Origin of the sequence: Aporhodopirellula rubra, assembly GCF_014192335.1 — a bacterium.
GTDB lineage: Bacteria > Planctomycetota > Planctomycetia > Pirellulales > Pirellulaceae > Rhodopirellula > Rhodopirellula rubra.
The window spans coordinates 103,303-130,216 of sequence record NZ_JACHXU010000008.1 but is presented as its reverse complement, the minus strand read 5'-3'; the positions used below and the strand labels follow the sequence as shown (position 1 = coordinate 130,216).

Here is a 26,914-nt window from a genome sequence, read left to right as displayed (position 1 = left end):
CACCCACTCCTCCCGCTCTGGGCATCCATGCCGCTGGGATGGTTTCGTTCGGGGTGCGATTCGGCTGAGATTCCGCCCTAGAGACAAGAATATGACAAGCCTCATCGTTAAATCGGTACCCTCAGAAGGATTTGAAGCGTCACCATGAACCATTCGCTGTCCCCGCAGTCTCGATGTCTGCACCCGATCACCCTCTCACTCGGGGTGCTCGCGACTCTCATGTGCGGAGCCGTCTCGCACGCCGCTCCACCCTCGGCCGCCGCGGCGTTGGGGCTGAAACCGGTTCAATCCGGTGTGGAGTTCGATGAGGTCGCCGATGACCAGATCGCTCGATGTGAAGTTCGAGATATTGAACGTAAAGACTGGTCGGGATGGGAAGTTCTCGCCGCCGACGGCACGATGTTACGTCGATTCGCGGATACCAATGGCGACAAAAGGGTCGACTTATGGAGCTATTTCCAATACGGCGTTGAGGTCTACCGCGACGTCGATGCCAACTTCAACGGAAAAGCCGATCAGTATCGCTGGATGGCCACCGGCGGCACTCGCTGGGGCTTGGATTCCGACGAAGACGGCACGATCGATGAGTGGAAAACCATCTCTGCTGAAGAAGTCACGATGGAACTGATCGCAGCTTTGGCAACCGAAGACGCAACCCGATTTGCAACGCTCTTGGCGACGCCTTCGGAGATCAAAAGTGTCGGAATCACCGGCGATATGCAGGCAAGTTTGGCCAGAAAAGCGACTCGCGCGGCCTCCAAATTCAAGGAATTTGCGAAGTCACAACGTGTTGTCGACCGGAACGCGAAATGGCTGCAATTCGCAGCAACCTCTCCCGGTGTGATGCCGGCAGGCGAACCGGGATTCGACAAAGACGTCACGGCCTATGAAAACGCTGTCGCGATGTTCGAATCCGGTGACCGATCCGGGCAACTGCTCGTTGGCACGATTCTTCGCACCGGCGAAACGTGGAAATTGCTGGACCTGCCCGTGCTCGCGGAAAACGGGGAACCGATCGCTCAATCGGGAGGGAATTTCTTCACGCCCGGTGGTTCGACGGCACCGACGGCCAACGGATCCAGTGCCGGTGACGCAAAAACCCAACAACTCGTCAGCCAACTCGAGGCGATCGACACTCGGTTGGTCCGTGCGACTGAATCCAAGGAACTCGCTCTTCTCAACGCGAAACGCGCAGATATCGTCGCGAGCCTTGTTGACGCGGCGACCTCACCCGAAGATCGAGATACCTGGACCCGACAACTCGTCGATACCGTAAGCGTCGCCGTACAAAGCGGTGCCTACCCGGAAGGTCTGAAACGGCTGCAATCACTCGCTCGGACGCTGTCGAATTCAAACTCGCCCGAGAGCCAGGCCCTTCGTGCGTATACCGAATATCAACTGATCGGTACGGAATACATCGCCCGCCAAAGCCCTGACGCGGACTTTGCGAAAATCCAGGAATGGTGGTTGGGCGAACTGACCGAATTCACCGAACGCTATCCTCGGGCACCCGAAACCGCCTCTGCGAAGTTGCAATTGGCACTCAGCAAAGAGTTCGAAGGCGACGACAAAGCGGCATTGAAGTTCTATCAGGAAGTTTCCACCGATTTCCGCGGCACCGATGCCGCCGAACGTGCCACCGGTGCTGCGGTTCGTCTGCAGTCGGTCGGCCGAGAAGTCGAATTGGAAGGACGCACGATTCAAGGCAAACCCTTCCGCCTGAGCCAAATGCGAGGACGTCCTATCGTTTTGCACTACTGGGCAACATGGTGCGAGCCTTGCAAACAAGACATGAAACGACTCCGCAGCCTGCAGGCACGCTATCAACGCGCCGGTCTGCAACTCATCGGTGTGAACATCGACAATTCGCGTGAACAAGCAGTCGCATTCCTTAAGGAAAACTCCGTTCCTTGGGTCCAGCTGTACGAAGACGGCGGCCTCGAAGGCAGTCCGCTGGCCAAACAGTTCGGCGTTCAAACGCTTCCAACGATGATGTTGATCGACAGTAAAGGACGGGTCGTTCGCCACAATGTGGGTGAAGCGGAACTCGACAGCGAATTAGCTGAGATGCTCAAATAGCCCCAGTTGACCCTCAAACAACCTGCATCGATATCTATAGGCCCATTCCGATTCCGGAATGGGCCTTTTTTGTTTGGCGATCGCACTGAATCCCACCGCCCTGGCACCCAAGAGAATTAACAATGCGAATTGGCGTACCTACTGAAGTTAAATCAGACGAATACCGTGTCGCAATGTTGCCCGTCGGTGTGGAAGAACTGACCACCCGAGGCCACACGGTCTGCTTTCAATCAGGTGCCGGTGCCGGATCGGGGATGCCCGATGACGCCTACCGCGAGGCGGGCGCGATCATCGTTGATACCGCCGAAGAAGTCTTCGCCGATGCCGACATGATCGTGAAAGTGAAGGAACCACAAGCGAGCGAATATGGTCTGATTCGACCTGGTCAAATCGTTTTCACCTACTTCCACTTCGCCGCCAGCGACTCTCTCACCGAGGCCATGATCGCCTCAGGAGCGTCGTGCTACGCCTACGAAACACTTCGTGACGAGGGTGGACGCCTGCCGCTGCTCACACCGATGAGTGAAGTTGCAGGCCGCATGAGCATCCAACAGGGTGCAAAGTATCTGGAACGACCACAGATGGGCCGCGGGATTTTGTTAGGCGGAGTCCCAGGCGTTGCGCCAGCCCACATTACCATTCTCGGTGGAGGCATCGTTGGTGCCAACGCCGCCCGTATCGCGGCGGGGTTCCAGGCCAACGTGTCGATTTTGGATGTGAACCTCGATCGCCTGCGATATCTCGACGATATCATGCCCGCCAACGTGAACGTCTTATTCAGCGATCGGCATACCATTCTGGAAGAGATCCAGCGTGCCGATTTGGTTGTCGGAGCGGTATTGATTCCGGGTGCCAAAGCTCCCCAACTGGTCCGCGCCGAAGACCTGAAAATCATGAAGCCCGGCAGCGTGATTATCGACGTGGCGGTTGATCAAGGCGGATGCATCGAAACGAGCCGACCGACTACCCATAGCGACCCGACTTACATCATCGACGAGGTCGTTCACTACTGCGTCGCAAACATGCCTGGGGCCGTCGGACGCACGAGTACGTTTGCGTTGTGCAACGCGACGCTGCCCTACATGATCCGGTTGGCCGCACAGGGAAATGACTCTCCGTCGGGCACACTCGCCTCTGCCTTGAACATTCATCGCGGTGAGATTGTTCATCAAGCCGTCGCCGACGCATTCCAAACGGCGTAGCCGCGTTCCAATTCCCTCGTCTTTTGTGCGGTCAAACCGACCTGCGATTCGCACCGCACCTCCGACCGTCGCGGCCGGAGGACCTACCCCGGAGGGTTAGTACTTCAGCGTCGCACCGACACTGAAACCGACGAAGAGCACGTCGTCACCGGTCTCGATTGCACGTCCACCGGCACGGGCTCCGACGAGCGAAGGAATCTGATCTTCGGCCGTTGCGACTTCGGCGAGATACCACAACTCGGTACCGCCGTGGAGCGACAACATTTCGCCGACCTGATAGTGAACCCCGTTGCTCAGCTCGAACATGAAGGCGAAGTTTCCGTCGTCATCACGGACGCCATAGAGTCGCTCATCTTGGTCGTCAACAATTGCGGTCGCTTCGGAAAGGTTCCAGAAGCCACCCGCTCGTGCTCGAAGATAAGTCGAACCGAACCGGCAGACCGGTGAGTACATGTCCAAACCAACCTGCAATCCGATCAAATCATTGGTCGTGTCGGAGTAGATGTAACCGTTGTCAGCAGGTGCCGCACCGTTCGATGCGGTGTAGCGATATTCTTCATCAAAGCTGATGTATCGGGCACCGAACAACAGTTTGGCGATATCCCATGCGACCGAAGTTTGACTCGCTTCGACACTCCAGTAGGTCGACTCGTAGCGTTGACGTTGGAAAGCAACGGGGTCATCAGCGAAATCGTTGACGACTACGGGCGGGCCGGGATCAAAATCTTCGGGATCATAGAGAAATGCAAATCCAATCTGTTGATCTGCCAACGAGCTTCCCAGAAGCTGGGCAGGCACCTGCTCAGCGAGGAATGTCTGTCCGGACAGTCCTGTCGCCGAATTGCTCATTTCCCAATTAATCGGGCCCGTGAAACTGACTTCCGTCCCACTGACGCAATCAGGCACGGTTCCGATCGTGATCCGTGGGGCGAGTTCGAAGTCGTATTCGTCCATCGCGAACTCTCTCGAACGAGTGAACCGCGACAGCCCCTCACGACGCATCATGAGAGCGTCGACACGGCCGTAGCAATACGGGTCACAGGTCGGGCAACTGAGTCCGCAGGAGCTCCCACAGACGGTGCCGCCGCAGTTTCCGCCACACTGGCCACTACATTGACCGGTGTTGCAACTGCCGCTGGCACATTGCGAACCGCCACTCATGCATGCCACCTGAGCGATGTCGCTGTCGAAATTCGACATCGGAGCCGATAAGAGGCTCGACATCTCCGACGCCGGCACAACTTGGAATGACTTCCCTTCGTGCTGAAGACTGGTGAGTTGTTGAGCTTCCACAACCGTCCCGGTGAGTGAACACGCGAGCGTTGCCAGAGCGACACCCAAGCCGACTCGAAAGCGAGAAACGACCTCGCTGGGGCACTGATTGGTGCGAGGAATCCAAGTAATGTTCATGATCGAACCTCGAGACATTGTTTGGCGGTCACCAGACCGACACGTTGCGAATGACAGAATTTTGTTGTTGCGACTAACGGATAACCAGTTGGTCATCCACAGGAATCAAGTACTGACTGCGGATCAAGCGAACGATCTCGGTCGCCTGTTCTCGGGTGCGACAAACGCCCCGAACGATTACCTGGTTCTTCATCTCCGCCATGCTGACGCGTGCCGTCGGATGAGTTTCACGAATTTCTCGCATCAACGCCGATTCCGGAGCTTTCGCTACGGGAGCGACGACCTTCTGCGATTCCGTGGGTTCTTTCACCTCTGCCGGTTTGGGCAGTGCGAAACCAGCGAGTTTTGCCGGAACAATCGGGGCGGCTGAAACCGTCCCGGTTTGTTCCCGTCTGGCCGTTGAGATCATCGGTGGTGCAGCCACTTCGACGTGCTGCCGATGACGTTGGGTGTATTTTGATGCGTTCGATGATGAACCCGACGCAACCCACTGCCGACTCGGTGCAGGCAGGAGCGGCAACGGCTCGGAATCCATCGACGATTCCGCCTCCTCGGCGGCCTTCGGTGCCTGTGCGACCGTGGCGAAATCGCCCGCGGGCGGTGGCGGAATGATGAACGTTTCGGGTTCCGTGTTTCGCCGAACCGCTTTGACGACCTTTGCCGGTTTCGCCGCAACCTCATGGGTTTTCGACGCATTTTCAGCAGTTACGGCGTTCGCCACCTCAGCAAAATCGCTGAATGAAAACGACACCGGCTCACGGTCAGCTTCATCGACAACCGCGACAGGAACGCTCGCAGTAGGCCGCTCGGACGCAGCCACATTCGCTGACGACATCGAAGGCTGCGGAATCACGACGGGGTCAGGATTCTGATATGCGATTGCCGGAGGGGTCGTGTTGACCGCTTGAGTCTTCGGCACGTTCGCTTCGGCTACCGCGGGGACGCCCCATTGTGGTCCGTCAGACTCGACAGGCATTTCGACAGCGATTTTGTCAGCCGCCGGGGCGTTTCCACTGCGACGAATCGATAAGATTCGAGGGTGATTGGACGTTTGGCTCTCGCCTTGGTCCAACGCAACCACAGGTTGTTCAATCAAGTCGGACGAGGTGCTCGCCATCGGATTCACGCGAATCTTTGACGCACTCGGCTGAGTAATCTCGATCGCCGGCGAAACCGAACGCGGATTACCGATCGGTACCAAACCGACGGCGGTTCCAATGCTCTTGAGCCGAAGCTCCGAGTATTGCAAATCCGAGGTTTGGGCGACTCTCGCGGAAGATTCAGCCGACGGAAACAAGCTTTCAGGCGACGAAGTTGGTGTCACGTAAGGATTGCTCCGAACGACGCCACCAGACGCTTGAACGTCTGCGGCAGACACCGTCGCTCCGATAAGACCGCACGAGGCAAATCCCACCGACACACCGGCTCCCAGCTTGAGCAAGTTTGAATCAATCAAATTTGCTAGCCAAATTCGCTTCTTAGAAATCCGTCGACACTGACGGTTTTCACGAGGCATCTCTCTGTCCATAGCGGAATCCTTACGCTCACGATCTGTGGGATCATGTACCCCCCCGGCACATTTTCCGCTCCGACATCCATAAGTATTCACCAACGGATTGTCGAACAACCTCTGTATCGTCGACCGATCGCGTTGACATTAACGATTCTCCGAGATGCAGCAGTGGTTCCGGCAGAAACGGTCGCACCAATGGTCCGTGTCGTCCTAATTACTCCGCTGTCGAACCGCCTCGAACAAGACCAATGCGGCCGAAACCGACACGTTCAGACTGTCGACGCGGCCCGCCATGGGCAGATGGATTCCACGAATCGAAACCTCGGAAGATGAACTTCCCGCTGAATCGTTGGGTTTTTGCCACGTTTGCCATCGTTGCCCCAATCCATCGGCCTCACTGCCCATGATCACGGCATTGCGCCCCCGTGGCCCGTCGGCACGCAGGTTGACCGTGTACAACGACGTCGAACCCTCGACACGCATTGCGAACACCTCATCAACCTGTTTCGAGAGAAAATCTGCGATTTCCGACGCGGTGCCCGACGCCGAGGGAACGGTGAATACCGCACCGAGTGAACCGCGGATGGCGTTGGCATTGAATCGATCGCTCGGGCAATCGCATAAAAGCACCGCCGAAATTCCCGCCCCGTCTGCGGTCCGAAAGATCGCTCCCACGTTGCCCGGTTTCTCGACTCGATCGAGCACGAGGACCAAACCGGGCTTCAACGGTGGCAAATCGGAGAGCGAATCGCCTGGATGGGCAAACTCCGCGAGACAACGATCATCCGCCTCGCCGTAGCAGACCTTGGAAAAAAGTTCGCGGGTCACACCTCGGTAAACGCCCGCCTCGATCGCATGTGATCGAACTTCCCTCAATTCCGGTCCGCCTTCAACGGGAAGGGCCTCACCATCGACCTGCTCGTAGAATCCCAACAAACGCATCCCCGATTCGATCGCTCGCAGCGTTTCGCGAGCCCCGTCGACCAACACCACTCCCGCCGCGCGTCGACGACGGTTGTTTCGCAAGCCGACCAAACGGCGGATCGTCGCGTTTTGGCTGCTACGGAGAATTTCCAATGGGGTCGGCCTTTTCCTGGGTCCGTGCGTCGATGGGCTGATCGGGTGAGGTTTGTTATTCTTGGCGGGTCTTATCGTTCACGATACCGATGGCCTGTTCAACACCCAATCCGTCGCAATCGTAGTCGCCCTGTTTCATCCTGCCTCAGCGAAGTCAAACCAACCATGTCGGAGGTCACTTGCCACGCCGTCGAGAATCGCCGCGACCAAAAAGCGTTTCTCGAACTCGAGCGACGTTTGTACCGCGATGACCCGAATTGGGTCCCCCCGCTGTGGGACGAGCGAAAAAAACTCGTCGGCTTCAAGCCGCACCCATTCTATCTCGATGCCGAAGGGCAAACGTTCCTGGCCCGCCGTGGCGATGTTGTCGTCGGACGCGTGCTCGCCGTCGTCAATCATGCACACAACCGAACCCACAAAGACAAAATCGGGTTCTTCGGGTTTTTCGAATGTGAAAACGACCAGGACGCCGCTACCGCTCTGCTTAACACCGCTTGCGATTGGCTCCGCGAACGAGGCATGACCGTCGCCCGTGGCCCGGTCCATCCCAGTTTGAACTACGAGGTCGGACTCCTCGTCGACGGTTTCGACTCACCGCCGACGTTTTTAATTACTTACAACAAACCGTACTACGAAGAGCTGATCAAATCTTTCGGTTTCGAAAAGTCGCAAGATATCTTCAGCTACGAGGCCTCGATCGACATCCTCAGCGAACTCGACCCCAAAATGATGTTCATCATGGAGGAATCGATGAAGCGATTTCACGCAACGACGCGCCCCATCCGACGTTCCCATTTTCGCGAAGACGTGCGAATCTTCCTGAGCATCTACAACCAATCGCTCAAACAAACATGGGGATACGTCCCGATGAGCGAAGCCGAAGTGGACGAACAAAGCACCGGCCTAAAACATTTGCTCATTCCCGAACTAACGAGTATCGCGGAGATCGACGGCAAACCCGTCGGTGCCGGATTCGGTTTGCTCGATTACAACCCGATCATCCGCCGCATCGGTGGCAAACTGTTTCCGTTCGGATGGTTACATCTGCTCCTTGGCAGGAAAAAACTCAAACGGTTGCGGCTCGTCAGCGCCAACGTCCTGCCCGAATATCAAAAATGGGGCCTCGGTCTCGTCACGCTCTATCCGATCGTGCCCGCCTCGATCGATTTCGGCATCACCGTGGGCGAATTCTCATGGGTTCTCGAGAGCAACCAACTCTCACGCGGAACCATCCAACGCGGAGGCGCGACCTGCACGAAGACGCATCGCATCTACGACCGTCCTCTTACCGATCCCGACACGAACAATCGGGATGACGCATCTCAGACGGATTCGACTTCGTGAATCAAGACCCGAATACACCGCCGAACAAAGCGGTGCTCGACGTCGACTCCATTCTCGGGCCCGGCGGTAGCATCAGCCGCAGGCTCGCCAATTATGAACCTCGCGAACAGCAACTCGCGATGGCACGCGAGGTTGCCGCCGCAATCGCGGCAAAAGAACATCTGGTCGCCGAAGCCGGAACGGGAACAGGCAAGAGTTTTGCCTATTTGGTTCCCGCGATCCTACACGCCACCAGCAATCAAGCCGAAGGCAAGACGCAACAACCGGTTTCTGATCGAGACGAAGATCTCGATGACGTCGTCACCAAAGGGAAACAACCGCCGGAGGACGAAAACCGACGACGCCGTGTGCTGATTTCCACGCACACGATCAGTTTGCAAGAACAGCTCATCGGTAAAGACGTGCCTTTGCTCAACAGCGTCATGCCGCGTGAGTTTTCTGCTGTGCTCGTCAAAGGACGCGGTAACTATCTCTCGCTTCGCCGAATGCAACGCGCCGTTGCCAAGTCAACGTCGTTGATGGCAAACGACTTTCAAATGCAGCAACTCCGAGGCGTCCAACAGTGGTCTAAGGACACCGGCGACGGATCGCTCGCAACCCTGCCCATCAAACCCGACGCCGCCGTTTGGGACGAAGTCCGCAGCGACACGGGGAACTGCCTACGGAGCAAATGCCCTCACTTCAAAGACTGTTTCTACTTCCGCGCCCGTCGTCGTGCCCAAAACGCCCAAGTTCTGATCGTCAATCACGCGATGTTGTTCACCGACATGGCGATGCGGCGGCAGGGTTTTTCGCTGCTACCTGATTACGACGTCGTCATCCTCGACGAATGCCACACCATCGAAGCCGTCGCCGGTGATCACCTCGGTATCCGTTTGACCAGCGGACAATTCGATTATCTGTTCGATCGCCTGTACAATGACCGACAACAAAAGGGTTTGCTCGTCGCGCACGAACTGCAGGGTCTCCAAAATGAAGTTGACCGGTGCCGCTACGCCGCCAGTGCTCTATTCGCCGACGTTCTCGATTGGTTCGAGCAGACCAAATCGCGAAACGGCCGAGTCCATCATGCCGATCTCGTGAGCAATCCGCTCAGCGAGCCAATGGAACAACTCGCACGGAAGTTGCGAGCCCACGCGGATGCTCAAGAAAACGATTCGGATCGACAAGACTTCCAATCCGCCCACGACCGATTGCTCGCCCTCGCCGGCGGCCTTCGTGAATGGCTCGCTCAAAAAAGTGAACATGAATGTGTTTACTGGGTCGAGACTACCGGCAACCGACGCGGAATGGATCGCGTCTCCCTGTCTGCTTCGCCCGTCGACATCGGACAAACCCTCCGCACCGAATTGTTCCAAAACGAAAACATCGACTCGGTCGTGATGACCAGCGCGACGCTCGCCAGTGGCGACGAACAAAAGTTTTCGTTCTTCCGCAGTCGCGTTGGACTGACCGGAGGACGCAACCTGCAAGTCGGCAGTCCGTTTGATTATCAAAAGCAGGCAAAACTCGTTATCGTCAATGGATTGCCCGATCCGTCCTCACAACGGGATGACTTCGAACGGTCGATCCCGCAGCAAATTAAGCGTTTTGCCGGATACTGCGACGGGCATACGTTTGTGCTCTTTACCAGCTACGCTCTTCTGAGACGTTGTGCCGAAGCGATCACGCCTTGGTTAATTGAACACGACTTGGAATTGTACAGCCAAGCCGGTGAGCGTAATCGAACCCAACTGCTCGACGCGTTCCGGGAAAACCCTCGCGGTGTACTGCTCGGCACCGATAGCTTCTGGCAGGGAGTTGATGTTCCCGGTGACGCGCTCACGAATGTCATCATCACTAAATTGCCGTTCTCGGTTCCCGATCACCCGTTGCTCGAAGCCCGACTCGAAGCAATCAGGGCATCCGGTGGGAATCCGTTTTCAGACTACCAACTCCCCGAAGCCGTTATCAAATTTCGGCAAGGTTTCGGACGGCTGATTCGTACCCGGAGCGACGAGGGCATGGTCGTGGTCCTCGATGGTCGCATCAAAACCAAACCTTATGGCCGGCGTTTCCTAAGCTCCCTTCCCGAAATGCCAATCCTCAACGTCCAACCGACCAAGAAAAAGTCCAAATAGTACCTGACGGGAAAAGGACACATCGGTCGCGAACGTTCCACCGCACCGCCCCATTTCGACGCGTTATACTTCGATCGACACACGTTTTGAGAATCTCGTTTTACCGGTCGCAGTCAGCTCATGTCCAATTCTCCGATCATCGTCCGTTGCAGTAAATGTCAACAACGAATGAAAGTCGTCCCGTTGGCGACGGACTCTCAAGTCAAATGTGTCGGATGTGGCGCCGTTCTCAAGATCGCTGGCACCAACCGTTCCACCGCCCCGCGGGCACCATCACCTGCACGTCCGATGTCGCCTCCGGCACGCACTGCACCCACTAACCAACCCGCTCGTCCTGCTGCGCCGGCGTTCCCACCCGCCCCCGCGACCTTCCCAGGCCAGCCCCAACCTCGTCCCGCCACTCCGGCAAATCGCAACTTCGGATCACCCAATCCGTCGCCACCTAAGAAAGGAATTCCGAAATGGATTTTCTTTGTCGTCGGTGGTGTGATCTTGCTCCCGATCATTTGCTGCGGAGTACTCGGGCTCGCGTTTTCGGCTCGCGTCAACAGCGGCAAACCGGTACCGATCGCCGTCTCCCTCAAAGCCGCTCTTCCACCGGCACAGTTTCCTCGATTGGGCGTTCCTGAAAAGACCTACCCTTCAGGCGTCAAACGCTACTTCGTCCGCATCGGAGCCAACCCAGACATTCCGGGCCAAACAATGCAAATGTGTGTCTTCATTCCGGCGGGTGAACACGCCGATCGATCGTTGCCGTGTGTGCTCACTGCGCCTGCCGGGACGCCGATGTTGCACGGCGTCACACTGGAAGAAAACGATTCGTACGACGACGAAACATTGCCCTATGCCGAAGCGGGTTTCGTTGTCATTCAGTACTCGCTCGACGGCGGGCTACCGTCTGGATCCGAGAACGTGGATGAGGACGCCATGACGGGTCTCATCGGCGAAGCGTATCCGGCGTTCAAAGCCGCCGGTGCGGGCGTCGTCAATGGACGCAACGCCATCGAGTTCGCACTCAATTCGTTAAACATGGTTGACCCCAATCGCATCAGTTGCGCCGGGCACAGTTCCGCGGGTAGTCTGTCGTTGCTCCTAGCGGCCAACGATCATCGCATTCATCGCTGCGTCGCCTACGCCGCCGCATACGATCTGGAATCGCGAATGGGTGAGATGACATCGAACATTCTCGTTCGAACGATTTTCCCAGGCATCAACGAATTCATTGTCGAAACCTCACCGACAAACCATATCGATAAGCTCGATTGTCCCGTGATGGTTTTTCACGCCCGCGACGACAGCAACGTTCCTTTCTCCGACGCCGAAACCTTCGTCGGTCGGATGAAATCAGCGGGAAAAAACGTCACGTTTGAGACCACACCCAACGGCGACCACTACGAATCCATGATCGATCCCGGTATCCCCACGGCAATCGAGTGGTTGAAAAAGGATTAAAGAACCTTTTCCGGGCGTTTCGTAGGCGACCCTCGATGGACCTTGGATAAGACGGACCTTGGATTAACCGAGCACGCAATGGACATTCTCACTCACGCTTTAATGGGAACCGCGATTGCGACTCCCTGCATGGTGACGATGCCCGAAGCCAGTGCCGCGTTGATTCTTGGAAGCGTTGCCCCCGACCTCGATGCATTCAGCCGCATTTTCGGAAAACGGGCCTTCATGCAATGGCACCAGACCTTCACACATAGCATCGGCGTGATCGGGCCTATCGCGATGATCGGATTGGTTACCCTGCTCGTGGATCGTATCGCTGGTTTCTGCGTACTCGCATTTGCCGTCGGAATGGCATTTCACGTTGCACTCGACTACACCAACACGCTCGGGGTCAAATGTTGGTATCCAATCTCTCGCAAACGATATTGCAGCGAGTGGTGTTTCTTTATCGACCTGCCGCTCATCTCAATAACGCTGCTGTTTCTGTGTTGGTTGGCATGGCTAATCTCTCGAGGAGTCCTGCCACACCCGTTGCATGCGTGCATCTACCTCGCAATCGTCGTCGGATATTTTGGATTCAAAGCGTGGACACGTCACAGCCTAATGCAAAAGATCCATCCACCCTTGCTATCACTCATTCCGAGTGCGTGGTGCCCTTGGCTGTTTTACAGTTTCCGCCACAACCCATGCGGTTCGACTGAGCTGCTGAACGCCAACGCGATACGAGGCACTACCGAACTTGCGGATCAAATCCCTGGTGCTGACGAACATTGGATTCGCATTGCCGAGCAATCCGAGGAGTTCCAAATCATGAAAGAACTCTCCGCCGGATATAAAATCATCTCTGTCCAAACCATCGACGACCCGCCGTCTCAAACCGCAGCAATTTTGACTTGCCGAGACCTGAGGACTCGCAATTTTTCCACGTCCTTTGGATCGATGGAAATCACCGTCGACAGTAACGCCACCGTCTCCAAAGTCGATTGGAACGTCTGAAATTCATCGCGCGAGACAATACACCAAACGCCCGATGATTGACGATGAAACTAATTCCAGTCGCCGGCAAGCTGCAACACAAAATCGATTGCCTCGATCGTTGCAGTGTCCTCGGCATCGTCGACGTCCGAGATCGCTTGAACAACGGGAACATCGACAATACCAATGCTTTGATCACCGGCGAGTGTCACGAGCACGGCAGGACCAGCGGCCGTCAGGACGTCTGATCCCGGCGAGTCGCGAATGATCGCGACGTCATCACCGCCACCACCTTGGACACGAATATCATCGACGTCAAAAACGCCAACCGATTGATTCGGTGTCGTTACCGAGAACTGATTCGGGCGAGTAAAAATTTGTTCCGCTTGATCACTGCCCCGATATTCAACCCGGTCTTGTCCACCCCGGCCATCAATGATCACCACCGAGGCTTGATCGGAGGTAACAATCACACCCGGTTCATCATTGACGAAGATCTGAAAGCCCTGGATCTGCGAACCTTCGTCCGCCAGATTTTCGATCACGATCTGATCGTCACCGCGAGTACCATAAATCGTTAATGGAGTCGCCCCTACGTTCGATACCAACTCTCCACGCACGTCCGCGGTGGCAACAAACATCCGTTTGGTAACAGCGGTTAAGACTTCACCAAAGTTGTAATCAATGGCGGTCTGATTCTCGCCGAGATCGATACCGCTAAACGCACTCAAACCGTCCGTAGCTCCACTGACATTACCGCCGGGCAACACCTTGCCGAGTGAAATCGATGCGTCGCCAAACCCGCTCGGCTGCTCCTCGACGATTTGATAGTTCCCCGCCGGTACGTTGAAAAAGACGTAACTGCCATCCGCCGCGGTCGTCGTTGTCTGGGCAACGGAATTGTCGACCGAAATCAAACGCACGGTTACATCGGGAAGCCCTATTTCAGCGGGATCAAAAATGCCATCGAAGTCATTATCCGTATAAACAAAACCTTGAATGCTGCCTTCCACGGGAGCCTGCCGACGATTCGCAAAATCCAAATCGTCTCGATCGACACCACTTTGGTTGGCAACTGAGTATTCCGCGGGCGTTGGTGGACTGATAAATCCGGTCGGCACCATTTCGGTAACACGATGAGTTCCTGGTTCGACACCATTAAACTGGTATCGCCCGTCGGCATTAGTTTGTGCCGTCGCGTCGATGCTGCCATCGCTGTCGAGGTCCAACTGCACGGTCGTCTCGATGCCCGGTTCGTCCGCATCTTGAACATCGTTTTCGTTCAAGTCTTCAAAGACGACACCGCCGAGACTCGTCAAGGTAAAGTTGCCAAACAACAAACCATCGACCACCTCCGGCGGGTTCACATCGATGCTGATGATGCCCGTTCCGCCGGGTGTCGTTTGCACGGCATTGACCGGTAACATCTCCGCCACGCTGTGCATGCCGGCAGGGACATCTTCAAAGACAAACGACCCATCCGCCGCCGTCACAACGCTACGCACATCACCGCCGTCCTTATCGACGTTGAGCTGGATGACGATTCCGCCGACGCCCTCTTCGCCATTTTGCCGAATTCCATCACCGTTGGTGTCGTCAAACTTAAATCCCGACACGGTCGTGGTGATTTCCATATTGCCGAAATCGAGTGCGTTAATATCAACACCGCTGGTAACGGTCTGCACATAACCGTTGTTATTCACCGGCAAGGTTTGCACAAACCCGTCCGGAACGACTTCGGTAATCGTGTGTTGCCCAGGACCAACATCCGCAAATTGATAGGCACCGCTCGCGTCGGTCGTCGTCGTTCTGTCGATCGAACCGTCACTGTTTAGGTCGAGATTGATGGTGACGTTCTCAATCCCGGTCTCATCGTCATCGCGCACCCCGTCGCCATCGACGTCGTTGAATTTCGTCCCCGACAGTGCGACTTGCGTAAAGTTGCCAATGTCTAAACCCACCAAGTTTTGATTCGCTTGATCGAGTACCAAATTGTCGAACGGATCCGTGGGTGTTGTACGCTCGGTACCCGAAGGAGTGACTTCGGTGAGCGAGTACGTCCCTTTGGGAAGATCGCTGAAAACGTAGTTACCGTCGGCATCCGTGGTTACCGAGGGAATGTCCATCGTATCGTCGGTACGAGTGATCTCGATCGTCACACCCTCCACGCCAGGTTCGCCTGCGTCGCGTGTTCCGTTTCCATTGAGGTCGTCGAATTTCGTGCCACTGATTGACCCGCCAACAATCTCGAGGCCCGCCTGAACGATATTCAACTCGTCCGATACGATCACGGTTTGATCCAATCCGATCACGTCATCGAGCACTGCCGCATCGGCAAACGACATCGCCCCATCGAGCCCAACGGTGAAGAAAGTCTCGTTCGTGTTGGCAACGGCGATGAATTGCAATTGACTGAAAATATCCTCGGAGGTTAACCCAATCGCTTGCCCCTGGCCCAGCGCCGGCAACGCTCCCCCGCGAACGTCCTGCAGATCAAATATAGGATTGTTGACGTCGAACTCGGCATCATTCACCGGCGTATCAAACTGGCCGACCGAACGTTGCAACGGAAAGTTTGCTGTGATCAACGGATCGTTTTGCGGTAGAGACGGATTGCCTGTTGAATCGAGATTGCCGTCTCCCTCAAAGGTGACCTGCTCAGCATTCCAGTCAAAATTCAGAGGCAGACCAATGATGCCTGCCGGATTGGCGTCGCGAATGTCTTGCACCTGGACTTTGACGTAGACCGTCTCGCCACGCAGCACCGGTCCGCTGATTTCGCTGGCAGGAGCGTCACCGGGCTCGGTGAAGAATCCAATATCAATGCCGAGTGTCGCCAGGACGCGGCGGTCTTCCAGCGATTCGACAATAAGACTGCGTTCGCGGCGGCGAATTGGGCGTTTTGAGTGAAACGGCATGGCTAGCATCGATAGGCGGATCGAGACGTCTACGTGATTCAGGATAGACCGATTACCCCAGATTGCCACGAAGCAGCCCCCTCAGGTCAGAAAATTCCATCCGGGTTGACTCTTTTCGCTCAAGTTTGCTACCCCCGAACCCGACACGGCCCGTTCCCCCGTTTTTTGCCGAATCGGATGCGGGCCTGACATCGCCGGCAACCGGGGTTCGGGTCCTCATTCATGCGGTATTCGCAACATGAAATGACTCGCAATCTCCCTATGCGGCGGTCGATTATTCGATGATCAATACTGGAACTCCAACGTGAATCTGTTGCCCCGAATCGCCGTTTTCGCATTCACCTGCGTGATATTCACGTCCGGTTGCTGGACAACGCTTGCATCCGCTCAAGACACGTCCGGTGCTCGCTTGACGCAGCCGCGCAAGATCCCGGTGCGTCGATTTGCCGGTTCCAACAATACTCCGTCGCGGGTGCTCAAAGACAAACCCGGCGAACAACCTGGCGTCGTCACTAGCGTTGAAATCCGAAACGAAGCGGGCGAACTGGTCGACGGCACGCTCGATGAAAACGAATATTTCCTCGGTGCCGAACCAATGCCGATTTCCGTGGGTCAACAGATTCCGTCTCAGCTAGCATCCTCACCAATGATGGAGTTTGAGCCGCAATTCGATTCCGACATGGACTATGGCGAATTCGATAATGAAGTATCGCTGGACGGCCCAATTCTCATGCATGAACTCGAATCGGAGCCATGTGACAGTTGTGGCGAAGTCGGCGTTTATGGTGCCCAAGGGGAATGCGATTCCTGCCAACACGGTCCGCACGTCTATGACCCTCGGGTCGAACGAATCGCGCATTGGCTGGCCCATCCGCTCTCAGGATTTTGGGCCCGAGCCGAATACTTGCATCTCAATATTAACGGTCAGTACGCGCCTCCATTAGTGACAACTAGCACCACCGGGACGCTCCGTGAAGACGCCGGAATTCTTGGCCTACCGAGTACCACGGTTTTGTTTGGCGGCAACGACCTCGGTGACGATGAACGTTCCGGCGGACGATTTGAAATCGGACGTTACTTTGGCAACTCCGGTCTCGGACTCTCCGCGTCGATCTTGTTCGCCGATGATGTCGATCAAAACTTCTCGGGCGATTCGGTGACGTACGGGATCTTGGCACGACCGTTTGTCGACGTTTCTCCTGGTGGACTCGGTAACGATGCGGAACTCGTCGGATTCCCCAGCGAATTGACAGGAGACATCGATGTCCGTTCGTCGACCAGCTTTCATACCGGCGACGTGTTGTTGCGTGGTATGCTGATCTGCCAACCCGATCGCGAACTCGAAGGCTTCGTCGGTTACACCTACGTCAGTCTGGATGATGACCTCTCGATCCACGACTTCAAACGAGTGGTCGGCGGAGGTGGTGGGTTGGCAATCAACACGACCCTGGATGAATCCGATCGATTCGCGACCGAGAACAATTTCAACGGCGCCGCATTTGGTGTGCGTGGACAAACTTGTTTCGGCCGTTGGTCTCTCGCAACGATGATGAAACTCGGCCTCGGTGTCACCAGCTCAACACTGACCCGCTCAGGTACCACGACCACATCCGTCCCAATCGCAGGCGGAACGGACGTCTCCACTCGCAACACCGGGCTGCTCGTTCAAGACAGCAACTCGGGTTCGCGTGATGACGATGAGTTCGCCGTTGCACCAGAAATCCGATTGGTACTCAACCGCCGGTTCAACCGCGATTGGAGTTTCTCAGTCGGATATCACATGATGTATCTCAGCCGCGTGATTCGAGCGGGCGAACAAATCGACCCGCTACTTAATCTCACGGCACTCGACCCGGGCGGTTTGCAAGGTTTCGAAGCACCACGAAATAGCGTGTTCTACAACGATCTCACCGCTCAAGCGATCACGATCGGACTCGTTGGCGAATTCTGATCTGCCCGCCCGGTGATGATCCAATCATGTTAACCAATCCGATCCGTTACCAGATTCGAATCCGATTCTCGGGTGCAACGTAGAGCGGATCGCTCTCCTTGATATCGAATGCGTCGTACCACTCGTCCATGTTGCGAACGATCCCGTTAACGCGGAATTCGCTCGGGCTATGCGGGTCCGTGATCAGCCGTTTGCGAAGTTCTTGCTCGCGATACAGCCGTCGCCAAATCTGCGACCATCCCAAGAAGAACCGTTGATCGCCGGTCATTCCATCAATCACGGGTGCCTCGTCATCTCCCAGGGACAACCGATACGCAGCATAAGAAACGCCGAGCCCACCGAGGTCGCCGATGTTCTCGCCCAACGTCAGTTCGCCGTTGACGCTCATGTCCTCAAACGGCTTGAACTCGCTGTATTGTTCGACCAGCCCAGACGCACGTGTCTCAAATTCTTCGCGATCATTCGGCGTCCACCAATTTCGAAGGTTTCCATCACCATCGTACTTGCTGCCCTTGTCATCAAACCCGTGACTGAGTTCGTGACCGATCACGGCACCAATCCCGCCGTAGTTGACCGCGTCGTCGGCTGCCATGTTGAAAAACGGAGGTTGCAAAATCGCAGCCGGAAACACGATCTCGTTCATGGTCGGGTTGTAGTACGCGTTGATCGTTTGGGGCGTCATGTGCCATTCATTGCGATCAATCGGTCCGCCTAATTTCGCCAAATCTCGATCAAATTCAAACGTCGCCGCCGCGATCATGTTGGACGCAGGTGACTGGTCCGAAATCTTCAGTGCCGAGTAGTCTTTCCATTCATCGGGATAGCCAATCTTGGTCGTGAACTTGGCGAGTTTGGCGAGAGCCTGTTTCTTCGTGCCTTCGCCCATCCATGGTCGCGACATGATCCGCTCAGCGAACGCCGCTTTGAGGTTTTCAACCAACTCGTTCATGCGAGCTTTTGCTTGCGGTGTGAAGTGCTTTTCGACATAGAGTTGTCCGACGACTTCTCCGAGCACTGACCCCGTCGCGTCGACCGCCCGTTTCCACATCGGCTGCTGTTCGTCGGTTCCGGATACCGCTTTGCCGTGAAATTCGAAATGCCGTCGCTCGAGATCTTCGCTCAAGAACGCGGCGTAGGAATCAATGACATGAAACGCCAGGTAGTCTTTCCACGCATCGATTGATCCACCCGCAATCACTCCATCAATGTCTGAAAAATAACTCGGCTGCCGAACAACAACAGCGTCCTGTCCGGCGATTTTTGCCGATTCGAACATTGCGTCGATCGGAAATTGCTTCAAAAGATCCGAGAGCTCGGCCAAATCTTTGCGATTGTAGGTTGCTTCCGGGTCACGGTTTTCAGTCTTGGTCCATTGATGTTCGGCAATTTGCTTTTCAATTGCAACGACCTCTTTCGCTGCTGCCTGAGCGTCCTCAACACCGATCGCCGTGAGCATGTCGGCAACGTATACCTCGAGCTTCTCGCGTAGTTCGACATAACGCGGTTCGTCTTCGAGATAGTAGTCGCGGTCGGGAAGGGTTAACCCCGACTGAGTCAGATAGACAATGTATTGATCACTGTTCTTCGCATCGACACTGACATAAGGGGCAAATGGCCCGTAAACACCATTTCGCACCAACTCGCCCAACGCGGACGCCAATCCAGCTTTTGATCGGATCCCATTGACGGTTGATAACAACGACTCGATCGGTGCGATTCCTTGCTCGTTACGGTTCTCAACGTCGAGAACCGATCGATACATGTCGCCCACCTTTTGCGAAGGCGTTCCCTCGGTTGCCTTTTCCTCCGCAGCCGCTTCAATCAGTGTTCGAACCTGCTCTCGCGTCGCGTCATCGAGTACGGTGAAGATGCCGTAGTTGGATTTGTCCGCCGGAATCGGCGTGTTGTCCAACCATTTTTCGTTGGCGTACAGATAGAAGTTTTCGCCCGGAGCGACCTTCTCGCTGAACAGTGCTCGGTCGATGCCCGACACCTTCGTCTCCGCCTGCTCCTGCGTGGCCGAGTCCGCGGAAACCGCCAACCCCGACATCGAAACCAGGAAGAGTGATTGGACGGAAATCCAAGAAACCGCTGCAGAGAGATTCGTCAAAATGCGTGTCATCGAAGGTCGCGGGGTTAGAGAGGAAAGGTCGATCGCGTACGCGAAATCGATCCCGGCCCGAGTCACCGAGCCCTCTTCATCAGTCCACCGACCGATTTCGCGTCTTCAAGAACGATTCTGTGCCATGAATCTTGAATTGCCCAGAGGGGCCCGCCAACGCGTTTCGCCCACTCGCCCGTTGCGCGGCAATAGTAGGTCGGCGAAAATTCGCGGTTCCAACGAATCCATCGCGATCGGACGTCTTCCCTCACAACGAGTTTCATTCGTTGTCCGATGGATCAAAACAGACCTCTATTTGTCGTATTTCGCCGCGACGAGCGAACAAAACGTCCGTTTCGCACTGCGAAAGGACCAGTTCATCGCGGGTGACGGATTCCTTTTCGGCGAAATGAATTACCATTTTCCGACTTTCGCTCTTCCGATAGACAATCGGAACCTGACACAACGTCAGCGCGAAACACGCTTCGGCAATCACCAACTGCTGCCGTTGACCATCAACGTCGAAAAAGTCGAGTACTGAGTCGGTTGTCAGAAACTCAGACGATTCGAAGAACCGCGGCTCGAAACGAAGTTGGCCGCCGTGAATTCGGATTCCGATTTCGTCCCATCGCGAGAGGATGTCTTCTTTGACCTGTCCGGTCATCCCGGGTTGTTGAACGCCGCCACCTTCGGGTGTGTGCGAATAAGGGTCTGACGGGAATGCACCGTAGTGCAGCGGTGTTTTCGTCAACCCGATTCCGTCCCGAATCTCGCGGTAGTGATCATGCAATCTTGCCAACACGGTGGGATCGCGTCGTGACGGATCTTCGTGAACCTCAACGCAGTGTTCCATCACGGCCAAAGCGAGCTTAGAGACCATGTGCCAATAGATCGATCCTAAACCTTCGTATCCGAAGAACGTTCCCGATCGACCCGTGAAATGACGATGCCCAAACGTTTCTTCAAACATGTCGTTCAAAAGTTCACGTTCACCTTCGACCAACTCGCGGTAATCCTCTCGCGTTTGCAATCGATCGAGTGCATCGTTCAAGTCCGAAACGTTGCCAAACCCACCATGAAAATGAAAATCGCCATGAATGTCTTGCTGAACCACCGACGTCTCGTTGTTGTTCGCTAACTTCTGAATCAAACGAGACCGAAGCGCGTCTTCCCGAGACAACAGGTTTTTCTCGAGGAATCGAGGCAACTGTCGGTTCGGGTACAACATGTAGCTTTGCTGATCCTCGCAGTAAATTTTACTGTGGCGTAACGCATCGAGAACCTCCACTGCTTCCACGCCAGATAGCAAACCGCTGCTGAGCACGGCGACTTGGCCTTCCAACATTTCATACAAATGAGATATCGGAGCGCTGCCTTTTTCTAAATGCATCAAGTTATAAGAGTGGTACATTCCGTCGTCCCGCTGATTGACGCGAATCGTGTGATCAATCATCACGAGCGATTGACGGAACAGATCAACGAGCCAATCCAAAGAGACCGCCGTTTTCTCTTCACCAATGCCTTCGGCGTAGAGACGCACACGATATTCCGAACCTGCCGACGCAAGTTTATCGAGAATCACGCGTCGTAAAACATCGTCGACCGGTCCGTTGAAGTCGCCGGCGTGCTCTGTCAAAACCTCTTTCAACCGTTCCGCAAACCGGAGGACGCTTCGCGATACCAACACCGAATCGGGAATGGAATCCCGACCACTCGTGAACCAATCAATCAAGAACGTGAGATATCGCCTCAAGTAACATGCCGTGACAACAGAAAGCCCACGACCCACGAGAGCATTGTTAGCGTCGTTCCATTCCGGTCTCTGAGTGTTCAACCAAATGCCGCCACCGGGCACAAAACCGCTCAATTTCGCGAGCACCGGGACGAGCAGTTTTTCGACCAGACTGACTCGCATCGGAACGCCGTCATCACCGGCGAGCAGTTTTCCGTCACTGCCGATCTGTTCAACGCGGCGATCGATCTGAGACGCACTGGTCGAATCGAAGTCGATCGTGTCTTGAGGATCACGACAAATCTCCTCGTGCGATCGAATTCGATACGGAATGTTTGCATAAACGCAACGCTCTTGCGACAAACATTCATCCAATCGTGACGGCGTCATCGATTGCCCGCGCTGCAACAACTTCAAAAGGTAAACGATCTGGTGGTCGCCCCAATATCCGATGTTCGCCCAAGGATCATCCGGATCGGGCACCTCCCAATCAAAACCATCTTTCGTTATCCGATAAGGATTGTGCCCGTCTGCCGTCGATGCGTTAACGAAACGGAATACCATGCTGGTCGTGAATTGAGGATACGCTATCGAGAGTGCTTCCCAGTTCTGAAAAATGTCACGCCAGTTCCCTTGATAACTCAAATTTTCTGACCCATCCTCGGCACGAAGATCAATCGAAAATTTGTTCCAAGGTCGAGTCGGATCACCGTGCCGCCGACTGAAACGAAGCGGCAGATATTCTGATGCAAACCGCACCAAATCAGGGTCACCATGCACGGCGACACGGTCCTGTAACTCGTCAAATGAAATGGTATCTGGAAGCGTTCCAAGAAACGTTTCGCAGCGCTGAGCGACCATGCGATTCGCTTTCGCAACATGATCGCGAAAATCATTCGAACAGATTCGATAACCATTCGCCGGTATACCGCCGCGCATCACATTGAAGAGCACATTGGATTGATGGCGTTGAGAACGAAGACGGTCTTCGCCGACCTGACGCCCATCCGCCGCCGACAAAATCTGCAACAAATTCTCTTCACTCGCTGCAATGTCTTGCTCGAGTTGAGATGCCAGGTCCGTTGAATTGGAGATCTGGTGGTGCAGTTCGACCACGTCGCTGTGGCTATAGTTGACGTCCGCCACGATGCGCCAACGCAGCGGCTCCAAAGAAGGCAGTTCGAGCGTTTTGGCTACAAAATACGCTCCCCTTCGTCCACGAACATCGCACTCACTCGCCAGAGATTCGCCGCTGCGAACGCGAGGAATCTGAGAGTCGCTGATCGCAACGTTCGCCTCGCCGAGTCCAGTCTGCCAAGCAACTGTCGCGAGCAAGCCTTCGCTCGGTTCTGCCCGGTCGGTCGGTATTGAACTGAGGTAATAAATGCCCAGGGAAGATTCGCCCAACCGTTCGGATTTTTTGTATGCATCAGCAAGATTGCTGTACCGCAACTGGAAGTCTTTTCCGAGACCACTGGGCAGCATGTTCTGAAGTCCATCGGTGATCTCTACACTCGTTGGGCTGTCATCCAAATTGAGCAATTCGCAACTGCGAATGAAGCCGAACTTTTCGCCAAATGTCCAACTGTATCGAAACGCGAGTTTTAACGAATGATGGACTGCTTCAAACAAAATTCGGTTGCCGCACCAATTCTTGTAGAGGTTCTGCGTGCACGAGTCGCAGTGCAGCGTCGCGGACGAAAACGGCTCCCATAATTGACTCGTTCCGTCTTCTCGTCGAACGCGGATTAACGTTTTTGGCCCCGTGCAGTCGGACATGTCGACGATCTTGTCGGCCGAATAGTAGGGGAACAACGCCGAATCGGGGTTCTGCCTTCCCGCCGTCAAGGCACCTTGGCTGGACACGAACATCCAATGATCGTCTGGACTGACGGCCGTCAGGAAAAACTTCGGCATACGATGGCTGTTGCCGATCTTGTACCAAACGTTGTTGTCCATCGAGACATACTGTCCGGTCACTGCGTTCGATGTGTTGAGAGCCCGATCACCGGGAGCAATGGAATCCGACACCGCGGTTAACTTATTCATAAAATATCTTCTAATCATTATGGATGGGACGAGGGCGATATGACGCCTCAGGCGTCCGTAGATTTCCGTGCTTGTAGATCGAATTCAATTTGTTCGGTAAGACGCTTATCGATGTTGTAGAAAAGCAGACAACCTGCTGATAACAATAAGAATCCAGCGGGAATCAGACTCATCATCATTCGAAGGCCCTGCAGCGTTGTGTCGGACTGAATTTGATCCACACCTTCGAGAGGTTGCGCGTATTGGTAAAAGTCCAGCGCGAATCCTGTCATCGCCGCACCGACGGCACATCCCATCTTCTGCGAGAACGTGGCTGCGGCGAACACGAGCCCCGTTGCGCGGCGACTACTTCGCCACTCTGAATAGTCCGCCGTGTCGGCGTACATCGCCCACAACAAAACGGGAATCGGACCACCGACAAACGACGCTGCCACTTGTAACGCGATCATCATGTTGATCTGGTCCGGTTCGAGGAACACGAACGCCGCTGTGAGTAACGCGACGCCTGCATTCATCCCAATCATCAACACCTTTTTGCCAAAGATGCGGGTCAATGGTTTCGTTAGCAACATGCCCGCGATTGCTGCAAAGCTGCCCGACACCCAAAACGTCGGCGCGATGCTCGCATCACCGCAGTAGTACTTGAAGTAGTACAAGATTGCACCGCCGCGGATGAATAGTCCTGACAGTTGCAACAAGCCAAAAACGAAGAGCACCATCCATGGTCGGTTGGAGAGCAGATCGTTGAAATCTAACTCGAAAGTAGACGTTTCAGTCGTTTGCGAAAAACGTTGCCGTGCGACCGCTCGAACGATTAACGAGACAATGCTCAAGACGACGTATCCGATCACGATCGGAATCAATGTCTCCACCGAAAAGGCCGTCGCCAAACACGCCAAGAGAGCAAGACCACCGAGCAAGATTTGGTGCAGCCGCAGACTGGTCAAAATGAATTTAAGGTCCGCGCGAAAGGTCGAACCTTCCTCAGATATCGGTTGCACCCGCTCTTTTGTGGTCGCAAACGTGATGAAAAACAAAACCACTGCGGCGATCGAAAAGACCACCATCGTCAAAAAGAAACCCCGCTGCTCGTTCAATACGACGTCTTGAGCGACCCCGTCGACAATTCGCGATTCCGTACCACCGAAGAACGCGACGAGGTCGAGCGTGCAGTACTGAACCACGATTCCACCACAAAACGCGGCAATGAATCGATAGGTCGAAACGCTGGTTCGCTCGATCGAATCGGATGAGATCACCCCCATCAACGCTCCATAGGGAATGTTGATCGCGGTGTAGGCCATCATCACCAACGTGTAGGTGATGTACGCGTAGATCAGCTTTCCCGTCGGTCCGAGGTCGGGTGTGTAGAACGTCAACATTCCCGTGATTGCGAACGGAATCGACATCCAAATCAAATAGGGACGAAAGCGTCCCCACGTCGTTCGCGTTCGATCGGCAACGTATCCGACCAATGGATCATTGATCGCATCCCAGATCCGGGTGACCAACATCAACGTCCCCGCTGACTTCGCCGTCAGGCCAAAGACGTCGGTGTAGAAGTAGACGAGAAAGAACTCGAATGTCTTCCAAAACAGGTTCGAAGCGGTGTCGCCTAACCCATAACCGACCTTTTCGACAACGCCGAGTTTCTGCGTTGTGGTCGGGCTGGAATCGTTTGCGGGGAGAGCCCCGGGTTCGCTGGATGCCACGAAAAACCCGTTTCATAGGAGAGAAATGGACGGAAAACGCAGGAAATGACGCAACCTGTTTCACAACTAAGGTGCTTCATTGCCCTCTAATCTGCATTAGCGTACGAGATACTGCAACCGGTTGCAACAAATGAGCATGCATTCTGCCCTTAAACGGTATTTTCGGAAATATTTACTGAAACCGGTTGCAACCAACTGGTCAGATGCATACATTTAGTTGAAAGCGGTTGCAGACGCATCCTTGTTCACTGAAAGCTCTCATGAAACTCAACGACATCACCATCAAAGACATCGCGGAACGTGCCAACGTTTCCAAGAGCACTGTCTCGAGGGTCCTCAACGACCTGGCGATCGTGAATCCCAAGACCCGCGAAACGGTTCTTGAGGCGGTGGAGTCGTTGGGCTACCAAGCAAACGTGTTTGCCCGCGGCCTCGCTAGCGGCCGATCAATGACGGTGGGTGTCGTCACTCAAAAAATCGGCAGTCCCTTCTACGACATGATGATGCAGGGAGTCATTCAGGGCTTCACGGGAACCGGTTACTCGCCAATCTTCGTCGACGGTCAGTGGGAACAGAACACTGAACTCGACGTCATCCGCACACTCATGGGCCGAAAAGTTGACGGCCTGATCCTCCTCGGAGGCGACATCTCGCAAAAAGACCTCGACGATCTGCGTGATCGAATGCCCACCATCGTCGTCGGTAAAGACGTCGCGGGCTGGGAAGACCAATGCGTTTACGTTGACAACTTTTCAGGTGCCTATGACGCGACCAATCACCTGATCGAATTCGGTCACCGGGAAATCGCGATCATACGCGGGATCATGCATCACCAGGATGCGATCCGACGTTTCCAAGGCTACGCCCAAGCACTCTCTGATGCTTCGATTGATCTCGATCCTGATTTGGTCCTCGACGGTAATTTCTCGGCCCAGTCCGGCATCTTGGCAGTCAACTCGCTGTTAATGCGTGGCAAATCATTCACTGCTGTTTTCTGTGCTAATGACATGGTCGCTTATGGGGCGAGATTGGCGTTGCAGCGCAAAGGTATCCGCGTCCCCGAAGACGTCTCGATCGTTGGCTTCGATGACCAAGCCGAATCGTCTTACGTTTCACCACCATTGACGACCGTTCGCCAACCAGGCGTGGAAATGGGAGTCGTCGCGGCAGAGGCTCTCGTCAAGCTTATGCAGGGAGGGACGTGCGAACTCCCCGTTATGAAGGCATTACTTCAACGACGCGAATCAGTATCACGAATCATTTCTCCGTAGTGAATGCA

At 55.0% G+C, this 26,914-nt stretch carries 15 protein-coding genes; 8 read left to right on the top strand and 7 right to left on the bottom strand.

Going from position 1 to position 26,914, the window contains the following annotated elements; genetic code table 11:
- Positions 1-144: 144 nt before the first annotated feature.
- Entirely contained in the window at positions 145-2,079 is a 1,935-nt protein-coding gene (locus tag FHS27_RS12850; protein WP_184305340.1) for a redoxin domain-containing protein, read from the top strand.
- Positions 2,080-2,201: 122 nt separating this feature from the next.
- Positions 2,202-3,281: an alanine dehydrogenase gene (ald, locus tag FHS27_RS12845; protein WP_184305339.1), complete on the top strand. Its 1,080-nt coding sequence runs from the start codon at positions 2,202-2,204 to the stop codon at positions 3,279-3,281.
- 96 nt (positions 3,282-3,377) lie between these two features.
- Here the strand turns inward: ald and FHS27_RS12840 are convergent, their stop codons facing one another.
- The 3 genes from FHS27_RS12840 to FHS27_RS12830 form a co-directional block, all read right to left on the bottom strand.
- Positions 3,378-4,691, bottom strand: coding sequence for a hypothetical protein (locus tag FHS27_RS12840; protein ID WP_246419705.1), 1,314 nt, complete (start codon positions 4,689-4,691; stop codon positions 3,378-3,380).
- A gap of 73 nt (positions 4,692-4,764) precedes the next feature.
- Positions 4,765-6,207, bottom strand: a complete 1,443-nt coding sequence (locus FHS27_RS12835; protein ID WP_184305337.1) for a hypothetical protein — start codon at positions 6,205-6,207, stop codon at positions 4,765-4,767.
- A 207-nt stretch (positions 6,208-6,414) separates the two neighbouring features.
- Positions 6,415-7,281, bottom strand: coding sequence for a TrmH family RNA methyltransferase (locus tag FHS27_RS12830; RefSeq protein ID WP_184305336.1), 867 nt, complete (start codon positions 7,279-7,281; stop codon positions 6,415-6,417).
- A gap of 165 nt (positions 7,282-7,446) precedes the next feature.
- On the opposite strand from FHS27_RS12830, the gene FHS27_RS12825 reads away from it, so the two are divergent.
- From FHS27_RS12825 to FHS27_RS12810, 4 genes are all read left to right on the top strand, one after another.
- A complete protein-coding gene (locus FHS27_RS12825; RefSeq protein ID WP_184305335.1) occupies positions 7,447-8,625 on the top strand; it encodes an N-acetyltransferase in 1,179 nt (392 codons plus the stop codon).
- Positions 8,622-10,745, top strand: coding sequence for an ATP-dependent DNA helicase (locus FHS27_RS12820; protein ID WP_184305334.1), 2,124 nt, complete (start codon positions 8,622-8,624; stop codon positions 10,743-10,745). Before FHS27_RS12825 ends, FHS27_RS12820 begins: the two co-directional genes overlap by 4 nt.
- Before the next feature lie 120 nt (positions 10,746-10,865).
- Positions 10,866-12,197 carry an alpha/beta hydrolase family protein gene (locus FHS27_RS12815; RefSeq protein WP_184305333.1) on the top strand — a complete coding sequence of 444 codons (1,332 nt, stop codon included), beginning with the start codon at positions 10,866-10,868 and terminating at the stop codon, positions 12,195-12,197.
- Positions 12,198-12,275: 78 nt separating this feature from the next.
- Positions 12,276-13,193 carry a metal-dependent hydrolase gene (locus FHS27_RS12810; RefSeq protein ID WP_184305332.1) on the top strand — a complete coding sequence of 306 codons (918 nt, stop codon included), beginning with the start codon at positions 12,276-12,278 and terminating at the stop codon, positions 13,191-13,193.
- Between the two features lie 50 nt (positions 13,194-13,243).
- Here the strand turns inward: FHS27_RS12810 and FHS27_RS12805 are convergent, their stop codons facing one another.
- Positions 13,244-16,090 carry an MSCRAMM family protein gene (locus FHS27_RS12805; protein WP_184305331.1) on the bottom strand — a complete coding sequence of 949 codons (2,847 nt, stop codon included), beginning with the start codon at positions 16,088-16,090 and terminating at the stop codon, positions 13,244-13,246.
- Positions 16,091-16,394: 304 nt separating this feature from the next.
- On the opposite strand from FHS27_RS12805, the gene FHS27_RS12800 reads away from it, so the two are divergent.
- Positions 16,395-18,041: a BBP7 family outer membrane beta-barrel protein gene (locus FHS27_RS12800; RefSeq protein WP_184305330.1), complete on the top strand. Its 1,647-nt coding sequence runs from the start codon at positions 16,395-16,397 to the stop codon at positions 18,039-18,041.
- A gap of 46 nt (positions 18,042-18,087) precedes the next feature.
- On the opposite strand, the gene FHS27_RS12795 is transcribed toward FHS27_RS12800, so the two are convergent.
- The 3 genes from FHS27_RS12795 to FHS27_RS31545 form a co-directional block, all read right to left on the bottom strand.
- Positions 18,088-20,163: a M13 family metallopeptidase gene (locus FHS27_RS12795; protein ID WP_221225064.1), complete on the bottom strand. Its 2,076-nt coding sequence runs from the start codon at positions 20,161-20,163 to the stop codon at positions 18,088-18,090.
- A 259-nt stretch (positions 20,164-20,422) separates the two neighbouring features.
- Positions 20,423-23,923, bottom strand: coding sequence for a hypothetical protein (locus FHS27_RS12790; protein ID WP_184305328.1), 3,501 nt, complete (start codon positions 23,921-23,923; stop codon positions 20,423-20,425).
- Between the two features lie 47 nt (positions 23,924-23,970).
- Entirely contained in the window at positions 23,971-25,635 is a 1,665-nt protein-coding gene (locus tag FHS27_RS31545; protein WP_184305327.1) for an MFS transporter, read from the bottom strand.
- 260 nt (positions 25,636-25,895) lie between these two features.
- Between FHS27_RS31545 and FHS27_RS12780 the strand changes: the two genes are divergently transcribed.
- Entirely contained in the window at positions 25,896-26,906 is a 1,011-nt protein-coding gene (locus tag FHS27_RS12780) for a LacI family DNA-binding transcriptional regulator (RefSeq protein WP_184305326.1), read from the top strand.
- Positions 26,907-26,914: the final 8 nt, after the last annotated feature.

Excerpts from the sequence above, each read along its gene's own strand:
- FHS27_RS12850 (WP_184305340.1), top strand. The coding sequence starts at position 145 with ATGAACCATTCGCTGTCCCCGCAGTCTCGATGTCTGCACCCGATCACC.
- ald (WP_184305339.1), top strand. The coding sequence starts at position 2,202 with ATGCGAATTGGCGTACCTACTGAAGTTAAATCAGACGAATACCGTGTC.
- FHS27_RS12840 (WP_246419705.1), bottom strand. The coding sequence starts at position 4,691 with ATGAACATTACTTGGATTCCTCGCACCAATCAGTGCCCCAGCGAGGTC.
- FHS27_RS12835 (WP_184305337.1), bottom strand. The coding sequence starts at position 6,207 with ATGCCTCGTGAAAACCGTCAGTGTCGACGGATTTCTAAGAAGCGAATT.
- FHS27_RS12825 (WP_184305335.1), top strand. The coding sequence starts at position 7,447 with ATGTCGGAGGTCACTTGCCACGCCGTCGAGAATCGCCGCGACCAAAAA.
- FHS27_RS12815 (WP_184305333.1), top strand. The coding sequence starts at position 10,866 with ATGTCCAATTCTCCGATCATCGTCCGTTGCAGTAAATGTCAACAACGA.
- FHS27_RS12810 (WP_184305332.1), top strand. The coding sequence starts at position 12,276 with ATGGACATTCTCACTCACGCTTTAATGGGAACCGCGATTGCGACTCCC.
- FHS27_RS12805 (WP_184305331.1), bottom strand. The coding sequence starts at position 16,090 with ATGCCGTTTCACTCAAAACGCCCAATTCGCCGCCGCGAACGCAGTCTT.
- FHS27_RS12795 (WP_221225064.1), bottom strand. The coding sequence starts at position 20,163 with ATGACACGCATTTTGACGAATCTCTCTGCAGCGGTTTCTTGGATTTCC.
- FHS27_RS12790 (WP_184305328.1), bottom strand. The coding sequence starts at position 23,923 with ATGAATAAGTTAACCGCGGTGTCGGATTCCATTGCTCCCGGTGATCGG.
- FHS27_RS12780 (WP_184305326.1), top strand. The coding sequence starts at position 25,896 with ATGAAACTCAACGACATCACCATCAAAGACATCGCGGAACGTGCCAAC.